We start from the raw sequence: 21,677 nt of genomic DNA on the forward strand, positions 1-21,677 counted from the left end.
ACACCGACCGCCGGGGTCGGACCACTCGGAAAGATCCCGGCGGGCGGCATCCCAGCAAAGATCACCTGGCGCCGATGAGTAAGGCGTACCAGAACCACTCCACAGGAGGACCCAGTGGCGAAGGCGAAGTTCGAGCGGACTAAGCCGCACGTCAACATCGGCACCATCGGTCACATCGACCACGGTAAGACGACCCTCACGGCCGCCATTACCAAGGTGCTGCACGACGCGTACCCGGACCTGAACGAGGCCTCGGCCTTCGACCAGATCGACAAGGCTCCTGAGGAGCGCCAGCGCGGTATCACCATCTCGATCGCGCACGTCGAGTACCAGACCGAGACGCGTCACTACGCCCACGTCGACTGCCCCGGTCACGCGGACTACATCAAGAACATGATCACCGGTGCCGCGCAGATGGACGGCGCGATCCTCGTGGTCGCCGCCACCGACGGCCCGATGCCGCAGACCAAGGAGCACGTGCTCCTGGCCCGCCAGGTCGGCGTTCCGTACATCGTCGTCGCCCTGAACAAGGCCGACATGGTGGACGACGAGGAGATCCTGGAGCTCGTCGAGCTCGAGGTCCGTGAGCTCCTCTCCGAGTACGAGTTCCCGGGCGACGACCTGCCGGTCGTCAAGGTCTCGGCGCTCAAGGCGCTCGAGGGCGACAAGGAGTGGGGCAACACCGTCCTCGAGCTCATGAAGGCCGTGGACGAGAACATCCCGCAGCCCGAGCGTGACGTCGACAAGCCGTTCCTGATGCCGATCGAGGACGTCTTCACGATCACCGGTCGTGGCACCGTCGTCACCGGTCGTATCGAGCGCGGTGTCCTCAAGGTCAACGAGACCGTCGACATCGTGGGCATCAAGCCGGAGAAGACCACCACCACGGTCACCGGCATCGAGATGTTCCGCAAGCTGCTCGACGAGGGCCAGGCCGGTGAGAACGTCGGTCTGCTGCTCCGCGGCATCAAGCGCGAGGACGTCGAGCGCGGCCAGGTCATCATCAAGCCCGGTTCGGTCACCCCGCACACCGAGTTCGAGGCCCAGGCCTACATCCTGTCCAAGGACGAGGGTGGCCGCCACACGCCGTTCTTCAACAACTACCGCCCGCAGTTCTACTTCCGTACCACGGACGTGACCGGCGTCGTGACCCTCCCCGAGGGCACCGAGATGGTCATGCCGGGCGACAACACTGAGATGACCGTTTCGCTCATCCAGCCCGTCGCCATGGAAGAGGGCCTGAAGTTCGCCATCCGTGAGGGTGGCCGCACGGTGGGCGCCGGCCAGGTCACCAAGATCGTCAAGTAAGTACCTCTTGCTTGAGGGTCGTTGACTGACCCAGAGAGGCCCGCACGACTCCGGTCGCGCGGGCCTCTCTGCTGTTCCGCGAGCGGGGCGTACAGCGACGCCCAGGCGCCCCGCAGGGCGTTGCGGCGGGGGAGTGGGCGAGGGCCCAGGGGGTGGGCCCCAACTGCCCGTGAACGGACGGCCGTGGACAGCGCCGGTGTACCCGGCCGCTGTTTCCGTTGGTTCGTCCTGGATTGTGGCCGGTTCGCCTTCGCCCGGCGGGAGTTGAGAGAGAGACCGAGGGCGCGGGGAGTTTGACCTGCGTCACTATCGGGGTAATCTACTCGGCTCGATTGGCCAGCGGGGTAGGCCATATGGCAGACTGTCGGAGTTGCTCGGCCGAGTGTTGATGCTGCGCGCCTCCCGCCGGGAGGACCGGAAGCGAGTCCCACAGTACTCGTCAACCCCCTGGGGTTGGACGTACGGGAATCTTCCGGGAAGCGTGGGCGCAACGCCGACCAGGCGCCCGGTGGGCCTTCCGCCCCCGGCCCGCGGTTCCGGCAGGGCCGTGTGCATTCCCTGGAGGGATGTCCCAGTGATGGGCATTTGCGTCAGCGGCAGTGCGACACGCCCGACCGCGTGGGTCGGAGAGAAGGCAGTGTGAAACTGCCGGGTTCCAGAGCGTGAGAGAAGACAGGACTACTGAGTAGCCATGGCGGGACAGAAGATCCGCATCCGGCTCAAGGCCTACGACCACGAGGTCATCGACTCCTCGGCGAAGAAGATCGTCGAGACGGTGACGCGCACTGGTGCGTCGGTCGCGGGCCCGGTGCCGCTGCCCACTGAGAAGAACGTGTACTGCGTCATCAAGTCGCCGCACAAGTACAAGGACTCGCGCGAGCACTTCGAGATGCGCACGCACAAGCGCCTGATCGACATCCTCGACCCGACGCCCAAGACCGTTGACTCCCTGATGCGACTCGACCTCCCGGCCGGTGTCGACATCGAGATCAAGCTCTAAGGGTCGGTGATCTGAGAATGGCTAAGCAGATCAAGGGCATCCTGGGCGAGAAGCTCGGCATGACGCAGGTGTGGGACGAGAACAACCGTGTTGTTCCGGTCACCGTCGTCAAGGCCGGCCCCAACGTCGTCACCCAGGTCCGTACGAACGACGTCGACGGCTACGAGTCGGTCCAGATCGCCTTCGGCGAGATCGACCCGCGCAAGGTGAACAAGCCCCTCAAGGGCCACTTCGCCAAGGCCGACGTCACCCCGCGCCGTCACCTGGTGGAGCTCCGCACCTCCGACGCCAGCGACTACACGCTGGGCCAGGAGATCACTGCCGAGGTCTTCGAGTCGGGCGTCAAGGTCGACGTCACCGCGAAGAGCAAGGGCAAGGGCTTCGCCGGTGTCATGAAGCGCCACAACTTCAAGGGTGGCAAGGCGTCCCACGGTGCCCACCGTGTGCACCGCATGCCCGGTTCCATCGGTGGCTGTGCCACCCCCGGTCGTGTCTTCAAGGGCATGCGCATGGCGGGTCGCATGGGCAACGAGCGGGTCACCACCCAGAACCTGACCGTTCACGCCGTTGACGCGGAGAAGGGCCTGCTCCTCATCAAGGGCGCGGTTCCTGGTCCGAACGGCGGCCTCGTCCTGGTCCGCACCGCGGCCAAGGGGGCCTGAGGACTATGAGCACCATTGACATTCTGTCGCCCTCCGGCGACAACGCCGGGACCGTAGAGCTCCCGGCCGAGATCTTCGACGTCGAGAAGATCAGCGTTCCGCTGCTTCACCAGGTCGTCGTCGCGCAGCTTGCCGCCGCCCGTCAGGGCACGCACAAGGTCAAGCGTCGTGGCGAGGTCCGCGGTGGCGGTAGGAAGCCCTACCGTCAGAAGGGCACCGGCCGCGCGCGCCAGGGTTCGACCCGTGCGCCGCAGTTCGCCGGCGGTGGCGTCGTCCACGGCCCCACGCCGCGTGACTACTCGCAGCGGACCCCGAAGAAGATGAAGGCCGCGGCCCTGCGCCACGCCCTCACCGACCGGGCCCGCAACGCTCGTATCCACGTCATCACCGGCGTGGTCGAGGGCGACACCCCCTCCACCAAGGCCGCGAAGAGCTTCCTCGGCAAGGTCAGCGAGCGCAAGAACGTGCTCCTGGTCATCGAGCGCTCCGACGAGGCCGCGCTGCTTTCCGCGCGCAACCTGCCCCAGGTCCACATCCTGGAGCCGGGCCAGCTGAACACGTACGACGTTCTCGTCTCGGACGACGTGGTCTTCACCCAGGCCGCTTTCGAGTCCTTCGTGTCCGGCCCGAAGGCCAATGACACCGAAGGGAGCGAAGCCTGATGGCTACGCGCCACCCGAGCATCGCCTCGAAGGCCGCCAAGGCCGCCAAGGCCGCGCGCGTCGCCAAGGCGAAGCGTCACGCCACCGAGGGCAAGAACACCGTCGAGACCCCGCTGAGCAAGTCCTTCACGGACCCCCGTGACGTGCTGCTCAAGCCGGTCGTCTCGGAGAAGAGCTACGCGCTCCTCGACGAGGGCAAGTACACGTTCATCGTCGCCCCCAACGCCAACAAGACCCAGATCAAGCAGGCCGTCCAGGCGGTCTTCGACGTCAAGGTCACCGGGGTCAACACGATCAACCGCCAGGGCAAGCGCAAGCGCACGAAGACCGGTTTCGGTCAGCGTGCCGGCAGCAAGCGGGCGATCGTGACCCTCGCCGAGGGCGACCGTATCGACATCTTCGGCGGTCCGACCGCCTGACGGCGGTCTGGATCGTCCGATATCGGACGAGGACTGAGAAATGGGAATCCGCAAGTACAAGCCGACTACGCCGGGCCGTCGTGGCGCCAGCGTCGCCGACTTCGTCGAGGTCACGCGGTCCACGCCGGAGAAGTCGCTGGTCCGCCCCCTGCACAGCAAGGGCGGCCGTAACAACGCCGGTCGTGTGACCGTTCGCCACCAGGGTGGCGGACACAAGCGCGCCTACCGAGTGATCGACTTCCGTCGTCACGACAAGGACGGCGTGCCGGCGAAGGTCGCGCACATCGAGTACGACCCCAACCGCACCGCGCGCATCGCGCTGCTGCACTACGCGGACGGCGAGAAGCGCTACATCCTCGCCCCGCGCAACCTGCAGCAGGGCGACCGCGTCGAGAACGGTCCGGGCGCCGACATCAAGCCGGGCAACAACCTGGCGCTCCGCAACATCCCGGTCGGTACCACGATCCACGCGATCGAGCTCCGTCCCGGTGGCGGTGCCAAGTTCGCCCGCTCCGCCGGTGCGTCCGTGCAGCTCCTTGCGAAGGAGGGCTCCATGGCCCACCTGCGCATGCCGTCCGGCGAGATCCGTCTCGTCGACGTGCGCTGCCGCGCCACCGTCGGTGAGGTCGGCAACGCCGAGCAGAGCAACATCAACTGGGGTAAGGCCGGCCGTAAGCGGTGGCTGGGCGTTCGCCCGACCGTCCGTGGTGTGGTCATGAACCCGGTCGACCACCCGCACGGTGGTGGTGAGGGCCGGACCTCCGGTGGTCGCCACCCTGTGTCCCCGTGGGGCAAGAAGGAAGGCCGTACTCGTTCGCCCAAGAAGGCGTCGAACAAGTACATCGTCCGCCGCCGCAAGACGAACAAGAAGCGCTAAGGACGGGTTGAGATGCCTCGTAGCTTGAAGAAGGGACCCTTCGTCGACGACCACCTGATCAAGAAGGTGGACGTCCAGAACGAAGCCGGTTCCAAGAACGTCATCAAGACCTGGTCCCGTCGCTCGATGATCGTCCCGGCGATGCTGGGCCACACGATCGCGGTGCACAACGGCAAGACCCACATCCCGGTGTTCGTCACCGAGTCGATGGTCGGCCACAAGCTCGGCGAGTTCTCGCCGACCCGCACCTTCCGCGGCCACGTCAAGGACGACCGGAAGTCGAAGCGCCGCTAGTAGCGGATCGCATTCAGACACGTAAGTAACTGAGAGGGACAACCATGGAAGCCAGGGCCCAGGCGCGGTACATCCGCGTTACGCCCATGAAGGCCCGCCGCGTGGTGGACCTTATCCGTGGCATGGATGCCACGGAGGCTCAGGCTGTTCTGCGATTCGCTCCGCAGGCAGCCTCCGTGCCGGTCGGCAAGGTGCTCGACAGCGCCATCGCCAACGCCGCGCACAACTACGACCACACCGACGCCGACAGCCTCTTCATTTCCGAGGCCTACGTCGACGAGGGCCCGACCCTGAAGCGGTTCCGGCCGCGCGCCCAGGGCCGTGCCTACCGGATCCGCAAGCGGACCAGCCACATCACCGTGGTCGTCAGCAGCAAGGAAGGAACCCGGTAATGGGCCAGAAGGTAAACCCGCACGGGTTCCGGCTCGGTGTCACGACCGACTTCAAGTCGCGTTGGTACGCCGACAAGCTGTACAAGGACTACGTCAAGGAAGACGTGGCCATCCGTCGCATGCTGACGCAGGGCATGGAGCGCGCGGGCATCTCCAAGGTGGAGATCGAGCGCACCCGTGACCGTGTCCGCGTCGACATCCACACCGCGCGTCCGGGCATCGTCATCGGCCGCCGCGGTGCGGAGGCCGACAAGATCCGCGGTCAGCTCGAGAAGCTGACGGGCAAGCAGGTCCAGCTGAACATCCTCGAGGTCAAGAACCCCGAGACGGATGCCCAGCTGGTGGCCCAGGCCGTCGCCGAGCAGCTTTCCTCGCGTGTCTCCTTCCGCCGTGCCATGCGTAAGAGCATGCAGTCGGCGATGAAGGCGGGCGCCAAGGGCATCAAGATCCAGTGCGGTGGCCGCCTCGGTGGCGCCGAGATGTCCCGCTCGGAGTTCTACCGCGAGGGCCGTGTGCCCCTGCACACGCTCCGCGCGAACGTGGACTACGGCTTCTTCGAGGCCAAGACGACCTTCGGCCGCATCGGCGTGAAGGTCTGGATCTACAAGGGCGACGTCAAGAACATCGCCGAGGTCCGCGCCGAGAACGCTGCGGCCCGTGCGGGTAACCGCCCGGCCCGTGGCGGCGCCGACCGCCCGGCCCGTGGTGGCCGTGGTGGCGAGCGTGGCGGGCGCGGTCGCAAGCCGCAGCAGGCTGCCGGCGCCGAGGCCCCCAAGGCCGAGGCTCCCGCTGCCGCCGCTCCGGCTGAGAGCACCGGAACGGAGGCCTGACCGTCATGCTGATCCCCCGTAGGGTCAAGCACCGCAAGCAGCACCACCCGAAGCGCAGTGGTATGGCCAAGGGTGGCACGCAGGTCGCGTTCGGCGAGTACGGCATCCAGGCGCTGACCCCGGCGTATGTGACGAACCGTCAGATCGAAGCGGCTCGTATCGCCATGACCCGCCACATCAAGCGTGGCGGCAAGGTCTGGATCAACATCTACCCGGACCGTCCCCTCACCAAGAAGCCTGCCGAGACCCGCATGGGTTCCGGTAAGGGTTCGCCGGAGTGGTGGATCGCCAACGTCAAGCCCGGACGCGTCATGTTCGAGCTGTCGTACCCCAACGAGAAGATTGCGCGTGAGGCCCTCACTCGTGCGGCTCACAAGCTGCCGATGAAGTGCCGGATCGTCAAGCGCGAGGCAGGTGAAGCGTGATGTCGGCCGGTACCAAGGCGTCCGAGCTGCGCGAGCTGGGCAACGAGGAGCTTCTTGCGAAGCTCCGCGAGGCCAAGGAAGAGCTGTTCAATCTCCGCTTCCAGGCGGCGACTGGTCAGCTCGAGAACCACGGCCGTCTGAAGGCGGTCCGCAAGGACATCGCGCGGATCTACACCCTGATGCGCGAGCGTGAGCTGGGCATCGAGACGGTGGAGAACGCATGAGCGAGAAGAACGTGACTGAGAACGCAGAGGCCCGCGGCTTCCGCAAGACCCGTGAGGGTCTCGTCGTCAGCGACAAGATGGACAAGACCGTCGTCGTCGCCGTCGAGGACCGCGTGAAGCACGCGCTGTACGGCAAGGTCATCCGCCGTACGAACAAGCTCAAGGCCCACGACGAGCAGAACGCCGCCGGCGTCGGCGACCGTGTCCTCCTCGCGGAGACCCGGCCGCTGTCCTCGACGAAGCGCTGGCGCATCGTCGAGATCCTCGAGAAGGCCAAGTAATCCCTGCGGGGCTTTGCCCCGCAGACAGATTCGCCGTCCCGGCGAGGGGCTCCGTGACTCGACTCACGGGCCCCCTCGCCGGGAAACCGGCGGAGCTGCGTGAATCACCGGCGCTTCGCGCGTGTGTGGCTCACGTGGCCCGCTGGGCGGCCATGTAATTCCTGCGGGAGTTCACCCGCAGGAGAGTTCCGCCAGGCTCTCCGGGCTCAACCCCCGGAGGGAACCGGCAGACAAACAGGAGATAGACGTGATCCAGCAGGAGTCGCGGCTGCGTGTCGCCGACAACACTGGTGCGAAGGAGATCCTTTGCATCCGTGTGCTCGGTGGCTCCGGTCGCCGCTACGCGGGCATCGGTGACGTCATCGTCGCCACCGTCAAGGACGCGATCCCCGGCGGCAACGTGAAGAAGGGTGACGTCATCAAGGCGGTCATCGTTCGCACCGTCAAGGAGCGCCGCCGTCCGGACGGCTCGTACATCCGCTTCGACGAGAACGCCGCTGTCATTCTCAAGAACGACGGCGACCCTCGCGGCACCCGTATCTTCGGCCCCGTCGGCCGTGAGCTGCGCGAGAAGAAGTTCATGAAGATCATCTCGCTCGCGCCGGAGGTGCTGTAAGCATGAAGATCAAGAAGGGCGACCTGGTCCAGGTCATCACCGGTAAGGACAAGGGCAAGCAGGGCAAGGTCATTGCCGCTTACCCGCGCGACGAGCGTGTCCTGGTCGAGGGTGTCAACCGGGTCAAGAAGCACACCAAGGCCGGCCCCACCGCCAGCGGTTCGCAGGCGGGCGGCATCGTCACGACCGAGGCGCCCATCCACGTCTCCAACGTCCAGCTGGTCGTTGAGAAGGATGGCAACAAGGTCGTCACGCGTGTCGGCTACCGCTTCGACGACGAAGGCAACAAGATCCGCGTTGCCAAGCGGACGGGTGAGGACATCTGATGGCTACCACCACCACTCCGCGTCTGAAGACGAAGTACCGCGAGGAGATCGCGGGCAAGCTGCGTGACGAGTTCAAGTACGAGAACGTCATGCAGATCCCCGGCCTCGTCAAGATCGTGGTCAACATGGGTGTGGGCGACGCCGCCCGCGACTCCAAGCTGATCGAGGGCGCCATCCGCGACCTCACCACGATCACCGGTCAGAAGCCGGCCGTCACCAAGGCCCGCAAGTCCATCGCGCAGTTCAAGCTGCGCGAGGGTCAGCCGATCGGTGCCCACGTCACGCTCCGTGGCGACCGCATGTGGGAGTTCCTGGACCGCACCCTGTCGCTGGCGCTTCCGCGCATCCGCGACTTCCGCGGCCTGTCCCCCAAGCAGTTCGACGGCCGTGGCAACTACACCTTCGGTCTCACGGAGCAGGTCATGTTCCACGAGATCGACCAGGACAAGATCGACCGCGTCCGGGGTATGGACATCACCGTGGTCACCACGGCGACCAACGACGCTGAGGGCCGCGCGCTCCTTCGTCACCTCGGCTTCCCGTTCAAGGAGGCGTGAGCGAGATGGCGAAGAAGGCTCTTATCGCTAAGGCTGCTCGCAAGCCCAAGTTCGGTGTGCGTGGCTACACGCGCTGCCAGCGCTGCGGCCGTCCGCACTCCGTGTACCGCAAGTTCGGCCTCTGCCGCGTGTGCCTTCGTGAGATGGCTCACCGTGGCGAGCTGCCGGGCGTGACCAAGAGCTCCTGGTAATCCCCCTTAACAGGGATTGCTGGAACTCTCGGTAAGCAACTGGGTCGACAGGGGCCCGCCCCCACATGCCGTAGGCTTGCGGGGTCGGGCGTCTGTCGCGCCCGTACGACTTACTACGCCGTAGGTCCACCGCGCCGCACCCGTCCCGTCCCGGATCGGGGAGAGGGATGGCGCACCAGGAAACCCCGGCGAGAGAGGCCGAAGGCCAATTCATGACCATGACTGATCCGATCGCAGACATGCTTACGCGTCTGCGGAACGCGAACTCGGCATACCACGACTCCGTGACGATGCCGTCCTCGAAGATCAAGTCTCACATCGCAGAGATCCTCCAGCAGGAGGGCTTCATCACGGGCTGGAAGGTCGAGGACGCCGAGGTCGGCAAGAACCTCGTCCTGGAGCTGAAGTTCGGCCCCAACCGTGAGCGCTCCATCGCGGGGATCAAGCGCATCTCCAAGCCCGGTCTCCGGGTTTACGCGAAGTCCACCAACCTGCCGAAGGTGCTCGGCGGCCTGGGCGTGGCGATCATCTCCACGTCGCACGGTCTCCTCACCGACAAGCAGGCCGGCAAGAAGGGCGTGGGTGGGGAAGTCCTCGCCTACGTCTGGTAACGGAAGGGAACGGAGGAAACAGCTATGTCGCGTATTGGCAAGCTCCCCATCACGGTTCCCGCCGGCGTGGACGTCACCATCGACGGCCGTACGGTCGCGGTCAAGGGCCCCAAGGGCTCGCTGACCCACACCGTCGTCGCGCCGATCGACATCGTCAGGGATGAGGACGGCACCCTCGCGGTGACCCGTCCCAACGACGAGCGTCAGAACAAGGCCCTGCACGGCCTGTCCCGCACGCTGGTGGCGAACATGATCACCGGCGTGACCCAGGGTTACGTGAAGAAGCTCGAGATCAGCGGTGTCGGTTACCGCGTCACGGCCAAGGGCTCGAACCTCGAGTTCGCGCTCGGCTACAGCCACCCGATCGTCGTCGAGGCGCCCGAGGGCATCACCTTCAAGGTGGAGAGCCCGACCCGCTTCCAGGTCGAGGGCATCGACAAGCAGAAGGTCGGCGAGGTTGCGGCCAACATCCGCAAGCTGCGCAAGCCCGACCCGTACAAGGCCAAGGGTGTCAAGTACGAGGGCGAAGTCATCCGCCGCAAGGTCGGAAAGGCGGGTAAGTAAGCCATGGCATACGGACAGAAGATCCTCAAGGGCGACGCCTACAAGCGCGCCGCGATCAAGCGCCGCCACATCCGGATTCGCAAGAACATCTCCGGTACGGCGGAGCGTCCGCGTCTGGTCGTGACCCGCTCCAACCGTCACATCGTGGCGCAGGTGATCGACGACCTCAAGGGCCACACCCTGGCCTCCGCGTCCACGCTGGACGCGTCGGTCCGGAGCGGCGAGGGCGACAAGTCCGCGCAGGCCAAGCAGGTCGGCGCCCTGGTCGCCGAGCGTGCCAAGGCCGCCGGCGTCGAGGCTGTCGTGTTCGACCGTGGTGGCAACCAGTACGCCGGGCGCATCGCCGCCCTGGCGGACGCCGCCCGCGAAGCCGGCCTGAAGTTCTGAGCCGGTTCCGTAGCTAGCGGAAACAGAGAGAGGTAATTCCAATGGCTGGACCCCAGCGCCGCGGTGGCGGTGCCGGTGGCGGCGAGCGGCGGGACCGGAAGGGCCGTGACGGCGGCGCAGCCGCCGCCGAGAAGACCGCTTACGTTGAGCGCGTTGTCGCGATCAACCGTGTCGCCAAGGTTGTGAAGGGTGGTCGTCGCTTCAGCTTCACCGCGCTGGTCGTGGTGGGCGACGGTGACGGCACCGTAGGTGTCGGTTACGGCAAGGCCAAGGAGGTGCCGGCCGCCATCGCCAAGGGTGTTGAGGAGGCCAAGAAGCACTTCTTCAAGGTCCCCCGTATCCAGGGCACCATCCCGCACCCCATCCAGGGTGAGAAGGCTGCCGGCGTCGTGCTGCTCAAGCCCGCGTCCCCGGGTACCGGTGTTATCGCCGGTGGTCCGGTGCGCGCCGTGCTCGAGTGCGCCGGTATCCACGACATCCTGTCGAAGTCCCTGGGCTCCGACAACGCGATCAACATCGTGCACGCCACCGTGGCGGCCCTCAAGGGCCTGCAGCGTCCCGAGGAGGTCGCGGCCCGCCGCGGCCTGCCGCTCGAGGACGTCGCCCCCGCGGCTCTGCTGCGTGCGCGTGCCGGGGCTGGTGCGTAATGGCTCAGCTCAAGATCACGCAGGTCAAGTCCTACATCGGCAGCAAGCAGAACCACCGTGACACCCTGCGTTCCCTTGGTCTCAAGGGGATCAACACGCAGGTCGTCAAGGAGGACCGCCCCGAGTTCCGCGGCATGGTGCACACCGTCCGCCACCTCGTGACGGTCGAGGAGGTCGACTGATCATGGCGGAGCAGAACCCGCTCAAGATCCACAACCTCCGTCCGGCCCCCGGCGCCAAGACCGCCAAGACCCGTGTCGGTCGTGGTGAGGCGTCGAAGGGTAAGACGGCCGGTCGTGGTACCAAGGGCACGAAGGCCCGTTACCAGGTTCCGGAGCGCTTCGAGGGTGGCCAGATGCCCCTCCACATGCGTCTCCCGAAGCTGAAGGGCTTCAAGAACCCGTTCAAGACCGAGTTCCAGGTCGTGAACCTCGAGAAGCTGGCGGCGCTCTACCCCGAGGGTGGCGAGGTCACCGTCGAGGGTCTGGTGGCCAAGGGTGCCGTTCGCAAGAACAGCCTCGTCAAGGTCCTGGGCCAGGGCGAGATCTCCGTGGCGCTGCAGGTGACGGTCGACGCCGTCTCCGGTTCCGCCAAGGAGAAGATCACCGCTGCCGGCGGTACGGTCACCGAGCTGGTCTGAGGCCCTCAAGGGTCCCTCAGGGTCACTCGATGACATGGACGATCCCGACCGGGGATACCCCACAGTGGGGTATCCCCGGTTGGTCGTTCCTAGGGGGGCGGTGTCGCCGGTAAGGTGGCCAGCGCTGTTCCCTTCCACTTATTCGTCGAACCTCTAGACCGTCACCCTTGACGCAGTTGCGCGGGGGTCGCAGGAGGCACCGTGCTCACCGCGTTCGCCCGGGCGTTCAGGACGCCCGACCTGCGCAAGAAGCTGCTCTTCACGCTGGGCATCATCGTGGTCTACCGGGTCGGTACCCACGTCCCGATCCCCGGCGTCAATTACAAGGCCGTCCAGACCTGCGTGACCGAGGCCTCCGGCAACCAGGGCCTGTTCGGTCTGGTCAACATGTTCAGTGGTGGAGCGCTGCTCCAGATCACGATCTTCGCCCTCGGCATCATGCCGTACATCACGGCGAGCATCATCCTTCAGCTCCTCACCGTCGTGATCCCGCGTCTGGAGGCCCTCAAGAAGGAGGGTCAGTCCGGCACCGCGAAGATCACGCAGTACACCCGCTACCTGACCGTGGCGCTCGCCATCCTGCAGGGCACCGGCCTGGTGGCCACCGCCCGCAGCGGCGCGCTCTTCAGCGGCTGCACGGTCGCCGGGAACATCGTCCCGGACCAGGCGATCTTCACCACGATCACCATGGTGATCTGCATGACCGCCGGTACGGCGCTGGTGATGTGGCTCGGTGAGCTGATCACCGACCGCGGCATCGGCAACGGCATGTCGATCCTGATGTTCATCTCGATCGCCGCGACCTTCCCGTCCGCGCTGTGGGCCATCAAGAAGCAGGGCACGCTGGCCGGCGGCTGGATCGAGTTCGGCACCGTCATCCTGGTCGGCCTGGTCATGGTCGCGCTCGTGGTCTTCGTGGAGCAGGCCCAGCGCCGCATCCCGGTGCAGTACGCGAAGCGCATGATCGGCCGCCGGTCCTACGGGGGTACGTCGACGTACATCCCGCTGAAGGTCAACCAGGCTGGTGTGATCCCGGTCATCTTCGCCTCGTCGCTGCTCTACATCCCGGCACTGATCGCGCAGTTCGCCGGCGGCGACTCGGGCTGGAAGCGCTGGATCACGGCGAACCTGACCAAGGGCGACCACCCGATCTACATCTCGCTGTACTTCCTTCTCATCGTGTTCTTCGCGTTCTTCTACGTGGCGATCTCCTTCAACCCCGAGGAAGTCGCCGACAACATGAAGAAGTATGGTGGCTTCATTCCGGGTATCCGGGCCGGCCGGCCGACCGCTGAGTACCTGAGTTACGTGCTCAACCGGATCACCTGGCCGGGCTCGCTGTATCTGGGTCTGATCGCTCTCGTACCGACGATGGCGTTGGTTGGCTTCGGAGCAAGTCAGAACTTCCCCTTCGGCGGGACCAGCATCCTGATCATCGTGGGTGTCGGACTCGAGACGGTGAAGCAGATCGAGAGCCAGCTCCAGCAGCGCAATTACGAAGGGTTCCTCCGCTGATGCGTATCGTCCTCGTCGGGCCGCCGGGTGCCGGTAAGGGAACGCAAGCCGTCCGTCTCGCCGAGAAGCTGGGCGTACCGCACATCTCCACGGGCGACCTGTTCCGCGCCAACATCTCTCGGCAGACGGAGCTGGGCAAGCTGGCCAAGTCCTACATGGACGCGGGCAACCTCGTCCCGGACGAGGTCACCATCGCCATGGCCAAGGACCGCATGGAGCAGCCGGACGCCAAGAACGGCTTCCTGCTCGACGGCTTCCCGCGCAACGTCTCCCAGGCCCAGGCGCTGGACGAGCTGCTGCAGAGCGAGGGCATCAAGCTGGACGCCGTCCTGGACCTGGAGGTCCCGGAGGAAGAGGTCGTCAAGCGGATCGCCGGCCGGCGCATCTGCCGCAACGACTCCTCGCACGTCTTCCACGTGACGTACAGCGGACCGAAGAAGGAAGGCGTCTGCGACGTCTGCGACGGCGAGCTGTACCAGCGCGACGACGACTCCGAGGACACCGTCCGCAAGCGGCTCGAGGTCTACCACTCGCAGACCGAGCCGATCATCGACTACTACAAGGCGCAGGGGCTCGTCGTGACGATCTCCGCCCTGGGCCCGGTCGACGAGATCACCAAGCGGGCGCTGGAGGCTCTCAAGCGCGAGAAGGCCGGCAGCGAGTAAGACCCCCGGTCCCTCCGGCCGCGGTGCCCGCCCTGGGCGCCGCGGCCGTAGTGTTGTGCAGGTAACCCAGTCGGTGACGAGTGACGGAGAGCGCAGGCCCCCCATGGTGCAGATCAAGACCCCCGAGCAGATCGCGAAGATGCGGGCGGCGGGCCTGGTCGTCGCCGCGATCCACGCGGCCACCCGCGAGGCGGCGGTGCCCGGCGCTTCCACCAAGGACCTGGACGACGTGGCGCGCAAGGTGCTGGACGAGCACGGCGCGAAGTCGAACTTCCTCGGGTACGGCGGGTTCCCCGCGACCATCTGCACGTCGGTCAACGATGTGGTGGTTCACGGCATCCCCTCCGAGAACGTCGTCCTGAACGACGGCGACATCATCTCCATCGACTGCGGCGCGATCGTGGACGGCTGGCACGGTGACGCGGCCTACACCGCTTTCGTCGGCTCGGGGCATGCCCCGGAGCTGATCGAACTGTCGCGGGTGACCGAGGAATCGATGTGGGCGGGGATCGCCGCGATGAAGCAGGGCAACCGGCTGGTCGACATCTCCCGCGCGATCGAGACCTACATCCGCCGGCAGCCGAAGCCGGGCGGCGGCAAGTACGGCATCGTCGAGGACTACGGCGGCCACGGCATCGGCACCGAGATGCACATGGACCCGCACCTGCTGAACTACGTCGAGCGGCGCCGCGGCAAGGGCCCCAAGCTGGTCCCCGGCTTCTGCCTCGCCATCGAGCCCATGGTCTCCCTCGGCACCCCCCGCACGAAGGTCCTCGAGGACGACTGGACCGTCATCACCACCGACGGCACCTGGTCCTCCCACTGGGAACACTCGGTGGCCCTCACCGAACAGGGCCCCCTGGTCCTGACCGCCCCGGACGGCGGCAAGGCGAAGCTCGCCGAGTACGGCGTCACGGCCGCTCCTGATCCGCTCGCATAACGATCAGTGGTATGGGGCAGAATCCTTCGATTCGTTTTTCCGGGTGGCCTGACGTAGACTGACTCGTCGGCTCTCGTGCACCCGCATGTCCGCATGCGCCCGCAAGGGAAAAGCGTGGGAGTCGATCAAGGTAGTCGATTCGAAGGGCGAAGCGTGGCCAAGAAGCAAGGTGCCATCGAGATCGAGGGCACTGTCGTCGAGTCTCTTCCGAACGCCATGTTCAAGGTCGAGCTCCAGAACGGCCACCAGGTCCTGGCACACATCAGCGGCAAGATGCGCATGCACTACATCCGCATCCTCCCTGACGACCGGGTCGTGGTGGAGCTGTCTCCGTACGACCTGACGCGTGGCCGGATCGTCTACCGGTACAAGTAGATCTTGCCCGCATCCCGGCTCGCGCCGGGGTGATGGCACTGACCCGGAGAACCTCACCCCATGAAGGTCAAGCCGAGCGTCAAGAAGATCTGCGACAAGTGCAGGGTGATCCGCCGTCACGGCCGGGTCATGGTCATCTGCGACAACCCGCGCCACAAGCAGCGCCAGGGCTGACGCACGGCCGAACCCTCTGCTCATCGCAGAGTTTCGCGCGACGCAAGCTGAATTGTTCATACGCAGAGCCCGAGCCAACCAGCTCGACACCCTCGGTCGGAGGCCGAGGACCCGGTTCGTACCTCGTACGGCGGCCGGGACCCGGTTCTGTGGAAGACCTCCGAAGAATCACCAGGAGCCATTGAATGGCACGCGTTTCCGGTGTTGACATCCCGCGCGAAAAGCGCGTGGAGGTCGCCCTCACCTACGTGTTCGGCATCGGCCGGACCCTCTCCCAGGAGACGCTGGCTGCGACCGGCGTCGACCCGAACACCCGCGTCCGCGACCTGAGCGAAGAGCAGCTCGTCGCGATCCGCGAGTACGTGGACAGCAACATCAAGACCGAGGGTGACCTCCGTCGCGAGATCCAGGCCGACATCCGCCGCAAGGTCGAGATCGGTTGCTACCAGGGTCTCCGTCACCGTCGCGGCCTGCCCGTCCGCGGTCAGCGCACCAGCACCAACGCCCGCACCCGCAAGGGCCCGCGTCGCGCCATCGCCGGCAAGAAGAAGCCGGGCAAGAAGTAGTCCTCAGCGGACAACGCTTCATCAGCGGTCTTCGCTGTAGGACCGACCACCTCCCCGTAGGAGTTTGTAGATGCCCCCCAAGGGACGTCAGGGCGCTGCCAAGAAGGTGCGCCGCAAGGAAAAGAAGAACGTCGCTCACGGCCACGCGCACATCAAGAGCACGTTCAACAACACGATCGTCTCGATCACGGACCCGTCCGGCAACGTGATCTCCTGGGCCTCCGCCGGCCACGTCGGCTTCAAGGGTTCCCGGAAGTCGACGCCGTTCGCCGCGCAGATGGCCGCCGAGTCGGCTGCCCGCCGCGCCCAGGAGCACGGCATGCGCAAGGTCGACGTGTTCGTCAAGGGTCCGGGTTCCGGTCGTGAGACCGCGATCCGCTCCCTGCAGGCCACGGGCCTCGAGGTCGGCTCCATCCAGGACGTCACCCCGACCCCGCACAACGGCTGCCGCCCGCCGAAGCGCCGCCGCGTCTGACGCACAGCGCTCCGCTGCTGGTTTAGCGGTTCCGGGCGGTACGGCTCCTCACGGGGCCGTGCCGCCCGTACCCTTGCAGTACCAAGTCGGGCGTCAAATAGCGGGCGCCCCTGACTGAAGGATTCACACATGCTGATCGCTCAGCGTCCCTCGTTGACCGAAGAGGTCGTCGACGAGTTCCGCTCCCGGTTCGTGATCGAGCCGCTGGAGCCGGGCTTCGGTTACACCCTCGGCAACTCCCTCCGCCGTACCCTCCTCTCCTCGATCCCCGGTGCCGCTGTCACCAGCATCCGGATCGACGGCGTCCTGCACGAGTTCACCACCGTGCCGGGCGTCAAGGAGGACGTCACCGACCTGATCCTCAACATCAAGCAGCTGGTCGTCTCCTCGGAGCACGACGAGCCGGTCGTGATGTACCTGCGCAAGCAGGGTCCGGGTCTGGTCACCGCCGCCGACATCGCGCCCCCGGCCGGTGTCGAGGTGCACAACCCCGACCTCGTCCTCGCCACGCTCAACGGCAAGGGCAAGCTGGAGATGGAGCTGACCGTCGAGCGCGGTCGCGGCTACGTCTCCGCCGTGCAGAACAAGCAGGTGGGCCAGGAGATCGGCCGTATCCCGGTCGACTCCATCTACTCGCCGGTTCTCAAGGTCACGTACAAGGTCGAGGCCACGCGTGTCGAGCAGCGCACCGACTTCGACAAGCTGATCGTCGACGTCGAGACCAAGCAGGCGATGCGTCCCCGTGACGCCATGGCCTCCGCCGGTAAGACCCTGGTCGAGCTGTTCGGTCTCGCGCGCGAGCTGAACATCGACGCCGAGGGCATCGACATGGGTCCGTCCCCGACGGACGCCGCGCTGGCGGCCGACCTCGCGCTGCCGATCGAGGAGCTCGAGCTCACCGTCCGGTCGTACAACTGCCTCAAGCGTGAGGGCATCCACTCCGTGGGTGAGCTCGTCGCCCGCTCCGAGGCCGACCTGCTGGACATCCGTAACTTCGGTGCGAAGTCCATCGACGAGGTCAAGGCCAAGCTCGCGGGCATGGGCCTGGCGCTCAAGGACTCGCCCCCCGGGTTCGACCCGACCGCCGCCGCCGACGCGTTCGGCGCGGACGACGACGCGGACGCGGGTTTCGTGGAGACCGAGCAGTACTAAGCGCTCCGCGGGGAGGCCGTGCTGCGTCTGCGGGCCGGTTGGTCGCGCAGTTCCCCGCGCCCCTTCCGGGCGGGCCCTTCGGGGCCTGCTCGGATCTCCGAAGAGCAACCGCTCGCTCGGATACTGACTCCGGTACCTGACACGGCCGGGGCAGACACTTAGGAGAAACATCATGCCGAAGCCCTCCAAGGGTGCCCGTCTGGGCGGCAGCGCCGCGCACGAGAAGCTGCTGCTCGCGAACCTCGCGAAGAGCCTCTTCGAGCACGGCCGCATCACCACCACCGAGGCGAAGGCGCGCCGTCTGCGCCCGTACGCCGAGCGTCTGGTCACCAAGGCGAAGAAGGGCGACCTTCACAACCGCCGTCAGGTGCTCCAGGTGATCACGGACAAGAGCGTCGTCCACACGCTCTTCGCCGAGATCGGCCCGCGCTACGAGAACCGCCCCGGTGGTTACACCCGCATCACCAAGATCGGTAACCGCCGTGGCGACAACGCGCCCATGGCTGTCATCGAGCTGGTCGAGGCGCTGACGGTCGCGCAGCAGGCCACCGGTGAGGCCGAGGCCGCCACCAAGCGTGCGGTCAAGGAGTCCGAGGAGGCGAAGGTCGAGCAGACCGAGGCCACCGAGGCTCCCGCCGAGGAGTCCAAGGACGCCTGAGGCTGACGCCTGAGAAGCGGGTCCGTCCCTGTGGGGGCGGGCCCGCTTTCACGTTTTCCACCAGCACGGCGCCCTTGAGAGGATTCCCGCGTGAGTGACGAAGCACAGCCCGGCCATGTCCGTATCCGCCTCGACCTGTCCTACGACGGCACCGACTTCCACGGGTGGGCCAAGCAGGCAGGCGGCCGGCGGACCGTACAGGGCGAGATCGAGGACGCCCTGCGCACGGTGACCCGGTCGATGGAGACGTACGAGCTGACGGTGGCCGGGCGGACGGACGCCGGGGTGCACGCGCGCGGCCAGGTCGCCCATGTCGACCTGCCGGAGCCGGTGTGGGCCGAGCACCGGGAGAAGCTGCTGAAGCGGCTCGCCGGCCGGCTGTCCAAGGACGTACGGGTCTGGTCCCTGACCGAGGCCCCGCCCGGCTTCAACGCCCGGTTCTCCGCCGTCTGGCGGCGCTACGCGTACCGCGTCACCGACAACCCCGGCGGGGTCGACCCGCTGCTGCGGAACCATGTCCTCTGGCACGACTGGCCGCTGGACGTGGACGCGATGAACGAGGCGGCCCGCGCCCTGCTGGGCGAGCACGACTTCGCGGCGTACTGCAAGAGGCGCGAGGGCGCGACCACCATCCGCACCCTGCAGGAGCTGAGCCTGGTGCGCGGGGCGGACGGGGTGATCACGGCCACCGTGCGCGCGGACGCCTTCTGCCACAACATGGTGCGCTCGCTTATCGGCGCCCTGCTGTTCACCGGCGACGGGCACCGGGGGCCCGAGTGGCCGGGAAAGGTGCTGGCGGCCGGGGTGCGGGACTCCGCGGTGCACGTGGTGCGGCCGCACGGGCTGACGCTGGAGGAGGTCGGCTACCCCGCCGACGAGCTGCTGGCCGCCCGGAACAAGGAGGCGCGCAACCGGCGCTCGCTGCCGTCGGCGGGCTGCTGCTGAGGCGAGCGGGGGGCGGGGGAGTACGGGCGGCCGCTACTGGTTGGCGGCCGCCGACGCCTGGGCCTCGCCGCGCCGCCGGATCTGGCGGAAGGAGAACTGGGCCAGGTCGTTGCCGGCCGCGAACACCTTGGTGTCCTTGGTCGTCACGTCCTTGCCGTTGGTGAACCCGGCGATGGTGAAGTAGGCGTACCGGCCGAGGGTGTTGGTGGTGGATCGGCAGATCGCGGAGTCGCAGAACGCCTTGACGCCCTTGCCGGGCAGCGCGGCGACGATGCTCTTCTTGTCGGCGCGGTCCTTGAAGCGCTGGGCGTCGGTGTCGTTGTCGAAGACGGCGACGCCCACGGTGACGGCCACGCCGTCCTTCACGTAGCTGACCCGCATCAGCCGGGTGCACTTCCCCGCGGCGAGGGCCTGGGCCAGGGTGCCGCCGGCGCCGGACGCGCAGTCCTTGCTGTCGCTGGTGGCGCCCTTCTTGTACACCGTCTCGCCCATGGTGAGCTGGGTGCCGGGGAACAGGGTCTCCGGGCTCAGCGGGGCGGTGTCCTTGTTGGCGCTGGCTATGAAGTCCTTCGGGTCCAGCGGCGGGGGCGCGCTGGTCGGGGCGAAGGAGGGTGCCGTGGTCGCCGTGCCGCCCGGCAGGGACGCGGTCGCGGGCAGGCTGGAGGGGCCGCCCGCCTGGCTGTCCCCGCCCGCGTTCGACACGGCCATGGCGACGGCGGTGCCTATCGCGCCCGTGGCGAGCACGCCGCCCGCGATGAGCAGCACCTTGCGACGCTTCTTACGGTTCTCCGAGGCGTCCGCGAGCGCGGCCCAGTCCGGGGTTCCGTCGTCGTCGCCGCTCTTCCACGGCTGCTGGGATTGAGGTGTCCAAGGGTCCCACTGAGACTGGGGACCCCCCTGCCCGTAACTCATGGGGCGCATCTTAGAGGGGGCCGCGAGGTCCCGGCGCGCCCGAGGGGAGCGGGTACGGAGACGATACGGGGACCTTCGGCGCACGGGGGAACATTGCGGCCGGCAGGATTTCCGGCAAGCTCGTTTTGACCCGTCCGGGGGCGGCCCGGTAACCTGGCTCCTCGTTGTGTATTGGCTTGCTCATTCTCACGGGACGGGCCCTTACACCGGTCCACCGGGCCGATGACCAGCGATCAGCACGCGGTTGCGTCACCGCAGTGCGATCGAGGCTGTCGTGATCGTTTCGGTGACCTGTTCAGGACCATTCACTCGAAGCGAAGGCTACGAACCGTGCGTACGTACAGCCCCAAGCCCGGCGATGTGACGCGCCAGTGGTACGTCATCGACGCTCAGGACATCGTCCTGGGTCGTCTCGCCACCACCGCCGCGACCCTTCTCCGGGGCAAGCACAAGCCGATCTACGCGCCGCATGTCGACACCGGTGACTTCGTCATCGTCGTCAACGCCGACAAGGTGCACCTGTCCGGCAACAAGCGGACCCAGAAGATGGCTTACCGCCACTCCGGCTACCCGGGTGGTCTGCGCTCCGTCCGTTACGACGAGCTGCTGGACAAGAACCCCGAGAAGGCCGTCGAGAAGGCCGTCAAGGGCATGCTCCCCAAGAACTCCCTTGGCCGTCAGATGCTCTCGAAGCTGAAGGTCTACAAGGGTGACCAGCACCCGCACGCTGCCCAGCAGCCGGTGCCGTTCGAGATCACCCAGGTCGCGCAGTAATTCCGGCCACCCTTTAAGACTGAAGAGAATCTGAGGAGAATCGTGGCCGAGACCACCCCCGAGCAGCCGCTCGAAGAGACTGAGCTCGTCGACATCGAGAGCTACACCACCGAGACCGAGCTCCCCGTCGAGGGCGAGTACACGTCGGAGTCCCTCGCGTCCCGCTTCGGCGAGCCCCAGCCGGCCGCCGGCCTGGGCCGCCGCAAGAACGCCATCGCCCGCGTCCGGATCGTTCCGGGCACCGGCAAGTGGAAGATCAACGGTCGCACCCTCGAGGACTACTTCCCGAACAAGGTGCACCAGCAGGAAGTCAACGAGCCCTTCAAGGTGCTCGAGCTCGAAGGCCGTTACGACGTTGTCGCCCGCATCGCGGGTGGCGGTGTCTCCGGTCAGGCCGGTGCGCTCCGTCTCGGTGTCGCCCGTGCGCTGAACGAGGCGGACGTCGACAACAACCGCGGCGCCCTGAAGAAGGCCGGGTTCCTCAAGCGCGACGACCGTGCGGTCGAGCGCAAGAAGGCCGGTCTCAAGAAGGCCCGCAAGGCTCCGCAGTACAGCAAGCGCTAAACAGCGGCGCTTCGCGCGTACTCCGAACGCCCCGGCGGCACGCCCTGTG

At 66.7% G+C, this 21,677-nt stretch carries 35 protein-coding genes; 34 read left to right on the plus strand and 1 reads right to left on the minus strand.

Going from position 1 to position 21,677, the window contains the following annotated elements:
• The first annotated feature begins 114 nt into the window (after nt 1–114).
• The 32 genes from tuf (at nt 115) to truA (ending at nt 19,378) form a co-directional block, all read left to right on the plus strand.
• A complete protein-coding gene (tuf, locus tag GT030_RS27110) occupies nt 115–1,308 on the plus strand; it encodes an elongation factor Tu (protein ID WP_030811655.1) in 1,194 nt (397 codons plus the stop codon).
• Between the two features lie 691 nt (nt 1,309–1,999).
• Nucleotides 2,000–2,308 (plus strand): 30S ribosomal protein S10, encoded by a 309-nt coding sequence (gene rpsJ / locus GT030_RS27115; protein ID WP_003948644.1) that lies wholly within the window; start codon nt 2,000–2,002, stop codon nt 2,306–2,308.
• Between the two features lie 17 nt (nt 2,309–2,325).
• Nucleotides 2,326–2,970: a 50S ribosomal protein L3 gene (gene rplC / locus GT030_RS27120; RefSeq protein ID WP_030811658.1), complete on the plus strand. Its 645-nt coding sequence runs from the start codon at nt 2,326–2,328 to the stop codon at nt 2,968–2,970.
• 5 nt (nt 2,971–2,975) lie between these two features.
• Nucleotides 2,976–3,632, plus strand: a complete 657-nt coding sequence (gene rplD, locus GT030_RS27125) for a 50S ribosomal protein L4 (RefSeq protein ID WP_030811662.1) — start codon at nt 2,976–2,978, stop codon at nt 3,630–3,632.
• Entirely contained in the window at nt 3,632–4,051 is a 420-nt protein-coding gene (gene rplW, locus GT030_RS27130) for a 50S ribosomal protein L23 (protein ID WP_030811665.1), read from the plus strand. Before rplD ends, rplW begins: the two co-directional genes overlap by 1 nt.
• Nucleotides 4,052–4,091: 40 nt before the next feature.
• A complete protein-coding gene (rplB, locus tag GT030_RS27135) occupies nt 4,092–4,928 on the plus strand; it encodes a 50S ribosomal protein L2 (RefSeq protein WP_030811669.1) in 837 nt (278 codons plus the stop codon).
• A gap of 12 nt (nt 4,929–4,940) precedes the next feature.
• Entirely contained in the window at nt 4,941–5,222 is a 282-nt protein-coding gene (rpsS, locus tag GT030_RS27140) for a 30S ribosomal protein S19 (RefSeq protein WP_030619138.1), read from the plus strand.
• 44 nt (nt 5,223–5,266) lie between these two features.
• The gene (rplV, locus tag GT030_RS27145; protein WP_003974262.1) at nt 5,267–5,614 is read left to right on the plus strand and encodes a 50S ribosomal protein L22; all 348 of its coding nucleotides are present in this window, start codon (nt 5,267–5,269) and stop codon (nt 5,612–5,614) included.
• Nucleotides 5,614–6,444: a 30S ribosomal protein S3 gene (gene rpsC, locus GT030_RS27150; protein ID WP_030811675.1), complete on the plus strand. Its 831-nt coding sequence runs from the start codon at nt 5,614–5,616 to the stop codon at nt 6,442–6,444. The genes rplV and rpsC overlap by 1 nt, the downstream gene beginning before the upstream one ends.
• A gap of 5 nt (nt 6,445–6,449) precedes the next feature.
• Nucleotides 6,450–6,869, plus strand: a complete 420-nt coding sequence (gene rplP, locus GT030_RS27155) for a 50S ribosomal protein L16 (RefSeq protein WP_030811678.1) — start codon at nt 6,450–6,452, stop codon at nt 6,867–6,869.
• A complete protein-coding gene (rpmC, locus tag GT030_RS27160) occupies nt 6,869–7,093 on the plus strand; it encodes a 50S ribosomal protein L29 (protein WP_007494763.1) in 225 nt (74 codons plus the stop codon). Before rplP ends, rpmC begins: the two co-directional genes overlap by 1 nt.
• Nucleotides 7,090–7,374 carry a 30S ribosomal protein S17 gene (rpsQ, locus tag GT030_RS27165; RefSeq protein WP_030811683.1) on the plus strand — a complete coding sequence of 95 codons (285 nt, stop codon included), beginning with the start codon at nt 7,090–7,092 and terminating at the stop codon, nt 7,372–7,374. The genes rpmC and rpsQ overlap by 4 nt, the downstream gene beginning before the upstream one ends.
• A gap of 247 nt (nt 7,375–7,621) precedes the next feature.
• Nucleotides 7,622–7,990: a 50S ribosomal protein L14 gene (gene rplN / locus GT030_RS27170; protein ID WP_003992364.1), complete on the plus strand. Its 369-nt coding sequence runs from the start codon at nt 7,622–7,624 to the stop codon at nt 7,988–7,990.
• Nucleotides 7,991–7,992: 2 nt separating this feature from the next.
• Entirely contained in the window at nt 7,993–8,316 is a 324-nt protein-coding gene (rplX, locus tag GT030_RS27175; protein WP_018543913.1) for a 50S ribosomal protein L24, read from the plus strand.
• Nucleotides 8,316–8,873: a 50S ribosomal protein L5 gene (gene rplE, locus GT030_RS27180; protein WP_007494758.1), complete on the plus strand. Its 558-nt coding sequence runs from the start codon at nt 8,316–8,318 to the stop codon at nt 8,871–8,873. The genes rplX and rplE overlap by 1 nt, the downstream gene beginning before the upstream one ends.
• Nucleotides 8,874–8,878: 5 nt before the next feature.
• On the plus strand, nt 8,879–9,064 hold the full coding sequence (locus GT030_RS27185) for a type Z 30S ribosomal protein S14 (RefSeq protein WP_003948630.1): 186 nt from the start codon (nt 8,879–8,881) through the stop codon (nt 9,062–9,064).
• A 212-nt stretch (nt 9,065–9,276) separates the two neighbouring features.
• On the plus strand, nt 9,277–9,675 hold the full coding sequence (rpsH, locus tag GT030_RS27190; protein WP_030811690.1) for a 30S ribosomal protein S8: 399 nt from the start codon (nt 9,277–9,279) through the stop codon (nt 9,673–9,675).
• Nucleotides 9,676–9,699: 24 nt separating this feature from the next.
• Complete coding sequence (gene rplF / locus GT030_RS27195) at nt 9,700–10,239, plus strand: 50S ribosomal protein L6 (protein WP_030811694.1); 540 nt, start codon at nt 9,700–9,702, stop codon at nt 10,237–10,239.
• A 3-nt stretch (nt 10,240–10,242) separates the two neighbouring features.
• Entirely contained in the window at nt 10,243–10,626 is a 384-nt protein-coding gene (gene rplR, locus GT030_RS27200) for a 50S ribosomal protein L18 (RefSeq protein ID WP_030811697.1), read from the plus strand.
• A 41-nt stretch (nt 10,627–10,667) separates the two neighbouring features.
• Nucleotides 10,668–11,273 carry a 30S ribosomal protein S5 gene (gene rpsE, locus GT030_RS27205; protein WP_007494753.1) on the plus strand — a complete coding sequence of 202 codons (606 nt, stop codon included), beginning with the start codon at nt 10,668–10,670 and terminating at the stop codon, nt 11,271–11,273.
• Nucleotides 11,273–11,455 carry a 50S ribosomal protein L30 gene (gene rpmD, locus GT030_RS27210; RefSeq protein ID WP_003974250.1) on the plus strand — a complete coding sequence of 61 codons (183 nt, stop codon included), beginning with the start codon at nt 11,273–11,275 and terminating at the stop codon, nt 11,453–11,455. The genes rpsE and rpmD overlap by 1 nt, the downstream gene beginning before the upstream one ends.
• A 2-nt stretch (nt 11,456–11,457) precedes the next feature.
• Nucleotides 11,458–11,913, plus strand: coding sequence for a 50S ribosomal protein L15 (gene rplO, locus GT030_RS27215; RefSeq protein ID WP_031180865.1), 456 nt, complete (start codon nt 11,458–11,460; stop codon nt 11,911–11,913).
• Between the two features lie 201 nt (nt 11,914–12,114).
• Nucleotides 12,115–13,428, plus strand: a complete 1,314-nt coding sequence (gene secY / locus GT030_RS27220) for a preprotein translocase subunit SecY (RefSeq protein WP_161203349.1) — start codon at nt 12,115–12,117, stop codon at nt 13,426–13,428.
• On the plus strand, nt 13,428–14,093 hold the full coding sequence (locus GT030_RS27225; RefSeq protein WP_161203350.1) for an adenylate kinase: 666 nt from the start codon (nt 13,428–13,430) through the stop codon (nt 14,091–14,093). Before secY ends, GT030_RS27225 begins: the two co-directional genes overlap by 1 nt.
• A 103-nt stretch (nt 14,094–14,196) precedes the next feature.
• Nucleotides 14,197–15,033 carry a type I methionyl aminopeptidase gene (map, locus tag GT030_RS27230; RefSeq protein WP_161203351.1) on the plus strand — a complete coding sequence of 279 codons (837 nt, stop codon included), beginning with the start codon at nt 14,197–14,199 and terminating at the stop codon, nt 15,031–15,033.
• A gap of 153 nt (nt 15,034–15,186) precedes the next feature.
• Entirely contained in the window at nt 15,187–15,408 is a 222-nt protein-coding gene (infA, locus tag GT030_RS27235; RefSeq protein ID WP_003948620.1) for a translation initiation factor IF-1, read from the plus strand.
• Nucleotides 15,409–15,468: 60 nt separating this feature from the next.
• Nucleotides 15,469–15,582: a 50S ribosomal protein L36 gene (gene rpmJ, locus GT030_RS27240; protein ID WP_003974245.1), complete on the plus strand. Its 114-nt coding sequence runs from the start codon at nt 15,469–15,471 to the stop codon at nt 15,580–15,582.
• 185 nt (nt 15,583–15,767) lie between these two features.
• On the plus strand, nt 15,768–16,148 hold the full coding sequence (gene rpsM / locus GT030_RS27245; RefSeq protein WP_018543922.1) for a 30S ribosomal protein S13: 381 nt from the start codon (nt 15,768–15,770) through the stop codon (nt 16,146–16,148).
• 70 nt (nt 16,149–16,218) lie between these two features.
• On the plus strand, nt 16,219–16,623 hold the full coding sequence (gene rpsK, locus GT030_RS27250; RefSeq protein ID WP_003956432.1) for a 30S ribosomal protein S11: 405 nt from the start codon (nt 16,219–16,221) through the stop codon (nt 16,621–16,623).
• Nucleotides 16,624–16,752: 129 nt separating this feature from the next.
• The gene (locus GT030_RS27255) at nt 16,753–17,775 is read left to right on the plus strand and encodes a DNA-directed RNA polymerase subunit alpha (protein WP_003966937.1); all 1,023 of its coding nucleotides are present in this window, start codon (nt 16,753–16,755) and stop codon (nt 17,773–17,775) included.
• Nucleotides 17,776–17,947: 172 nt separating this feature from the next.
• The gene (gene rplQ, locus GT030_RS27260; RefSeq protein ID WP_030811710.1) at nt 17,948–18,433 is read left to right on the plus strand and encodes a 50S ribosomal protein L17; all 486 of its coding nucleotides are present in this window, start codon (nt 17,948–17,950) and stop codon (nt 18,431–18,433) included.
• Nucleotides 18,434–18,523: 90 nt separating this feature from the next.
• Nucleotides 18,524–19,378: a tRNA pseudouridine(38-40) synthase TruA gene (gene truA, locus GT030_RS27265; RefSeq protein ID WP_161203352.1), complete on the plus strand. Its 855-nt coding sequence runs from the start codon at nt 18,524–18,526 to the stop codon at nt 19,376–19,378.
• 33 nt (nt 19,379–19,411) lie between these two features.
• Here truA and GT030_RS27270 read toward each other — a convergent pair whose 3' ends face one another.
• Nucleotides 19,412–20,290, minus strand: a complete 879-nt coding sequence (locus tag GT030_RS27270) for a hypothetical protein (RefSeq protein ID WP_161203353.1) — start codon at nt 20,288–20,290, stop codon at nt 19,412–19,414.
• Nucleotides 20,291–20,620: 330 nt separating this feature from the next.
• Here GT030_RS27270 and rplM point away from each other — a divergent pair, with 330 nt between their 5' ends.
• Entirely contained in the window at nt 20,621–21,064 is a 444-nt protein-coding gene (gene rplM / locus GT030_RS27275) for a 50S ribosomal protein L13 (protein WP_030811719.1), read from the plus strand.
• Between the two features lie 42 nt (nt 21,065–21,106).
• Complete coding sequence (gene rpsI, locus GT030_RS27280) at nt 21,107–21,628, plus strand: 30S ribosomal protein S9 (RefSeq protein WP_086692746.1); 522 nt, start codon at nt 21,107–21,109, stop codon at nt 21,626–21,628.
• Nucleotides 21,629–21,677 lie beyond the last annotated feature (49 nt).

The sequence above is a fragment of the Streptomyces sp. SID1328 genome, assembly GCF_009865595.1.
Taxonomy (GTDB): domain Bacteria; phylum Actinomycetota; class Actinomycetes; order Streptomycetales; family Streptomycetaceae; genus Streptomyces; species Streptomyces griseoluteus.

What these genes read in the sequence shown, in the direction of transcription:
- rpsJ (WP_003948644.1), top strand. Translation starts at nt 2,000, where the DNA reads ATGGCGGGACAGAAGATCCGCATCCGGCTCAAGGCCTACGACCACGAG.
- rplC (WP_030811658.1), top strand. Translation starts at nt 2,326, where the DNA reads ATGGCTAAGCAGATCAAGGGCATCCTGGGCGAGAAGCTCGGCATGACG.
- rplD (WP_030811662.1), top strand. Translation starts at nt 2,976, where the DNA reads ATGAGCACCATTGACATTCTGTCGCCCTCCGGCGACAACGCCGGGACC.
- rplW (WP_030811665.1), top strand. Translation starts at nt 3,632, where the DNA reads ATGGCTACGCGCCACCCGAGCATCGCCTCGAAGGCCGCCAAGGCCGCC.
- rplB (WP_030811669.1), top strand. Translation starts at nt 4,092, where the DNA reads ATGGGAATCCGCAAGTACAAGCCGACTACGCCGGGCCGTCGTGGCGCC.
- rpsS (WP_030619138.1), top strand. Translation starts at nt 4,941, where the DNA reads ATGCCTCGTAGCTTGAAGAAGGGACCCTTCGTCGACGACCACCTGATC.
- rplV (WP_003974262.1), top strand. Translation starts at nt 5,267, where the DNA reads ATGGAAGCCAGGGCCCAGGCGCGGTACATCCGCGTTACGCCCATGAAG.
- rpsC (WP_030811675.1), top strand. Translation starts at nt 5,614, where the DNA reads ATGGGCCAGAAGGTAAACCCGCACGGGTTCCGGCTCGGTGTCACGACC.
- rplP (WP_030811678.1), top strand. Translation starts at nt 6,450, where the DNA reads ATGCTGATCCCCCGTAGGGTCAAGCACCGCAAGCAGCACCACCCGAAG.
- rpmC (WP_007494763.1), top strand. Translation starts at nt 6,869, where the DNA reads ATGTCGGCCGGTACCAAGGCGTCCGAGCTGCGCGAGCTGGGCAACGAG.
- rpsQ (WP_030811683.1), top strand. Translation starts at nt 7,090, where the DNA reads ATGAGCGAGAAGAACGTGACTGAGAACGCAGAGGCCCGCGGCTTCCGC.
- rplX (WP_018543913.1), top strand. Translation starts at nt 7,993, where the DNA reads ATGAAGATCAAGAAGGGCGACCTGGTCCAGGTCATCACCGGTAAGGAC.
- rplE (WP_007494758.1), top strand. Translation starts at nt 8,316, where the DNA reads ATGGCTACCACCACCACTCCGCGTCTGAAGACGAAGTACCGCGAGGAG.
- GT030_RS27185 (WP_003948630.1), top strand. Translation starts at nt 8,879, where the DNA reads ATGGCGAAGAAGGCTCTTATCGCTAAGGCTGCTCGCAAGCCCAAGTTC.
- rpsH (WP_030811690.1), top strand. Translation starts at nt 9,277, where the DNA reads ATGACCATGACTGATCCGATCGCAGACATGCTTACGCGTCTGCGGAAC.
- rplF (WP_030811694.1), top strand. Translation starts at nt 9,700, where the DNA reads ATGTCGCGTATTGGCAAGCTCCCCATCACGGTTCCCGCCGGCGTGGAC.
- rplR (WP_030811697.1), top strand. Translation starts at nt 10,243, where the DNA reads ATGGCATACGGACAGAAGATCCTCAAGGGCGACGCCTACAAGCGCGCC.
- rpsE (WP_007494753.1), top strand. Translation starts at nt 10,668, where the DNA reads ATGGCTGGACCCCAGCGCCGCGGTGGCGGTGCCGGTGGCGGCGAGCGG.
- rpmD (WP_003974250.1), top strand. Translation starts at nt 11,273, where the DNA reads ATGGCTCAGCTCAAGATCACGCAGGTCAAGTCCTACATCGGCAGCAAG.
- rplO (WP_031180865.1), top strand. Translation starts at nt 11,458, where the DNA reads ATGGCGGAGCAGAACCCGCTCAAGATCCACAACCTCCGTCCGGCCCCC.
- GT030_RS27225 (WP_161203350.1), top strand. Translation starts at nt 13,428, where the DNA reads ATGCGTATCGTCCTCGTCGGGCCGCCGGGTGCCGGTAAGGGAACGCAA.
- map (WP_161203351.1), top strand. Translation starts at nt 14,197, where the DNA reads ATGGTGCAGATCAAGACCCCCGAGCAGATCGCGAAGATGCGGGCGGCG.
- rpmJ (WP_003974245.1), top strand. Translation starts at nt 15,469, where the DNA reads ATGAAGGTCAAGCCGAGCGTCAAGAAGATCTGCGACAAGTGCAGGGTG.
- rpsM (WP_018543922.1), top strand. Translation starts at nt 15,768, where the DNA reads ATGGCACGCGTTTCCGGTGTTGACATCCCGCGCGAAAAGCGCGTGGAG.
- rpsK (WP_003956432.1), top strand. Translation starts at nt 16,219, where the DNA reads ATGCCCCCCAAGGGACGTCAGGGCGCTGCCAAGAAGGTGCGCCGCAAG.
- GT030_RS27255 (WP_003966937.1), top strand. Translation starts at nt 16,753, where the DNA reads ATGCTGATCGCTCAGCGTCCCTCGTTGACCGAAGAGGTCGTCGACGAG.
- rplQ (WP_030811710.1), top strand. Translation starts at nt 17,948, where the DNA reads ATGCCGAAGCCCTCCAAGGGTGCCCGTCTGGGCGGCAGCGCCGCGCAC.
- GT030_RS27270 (WP_161203353.1), bottom strand. Translation starts at nt 20,290, where the DNA reads ATGAGTTACGGGCAGGGGGGTCCCCAGTCTCAGTGGGACCCTTGGACA.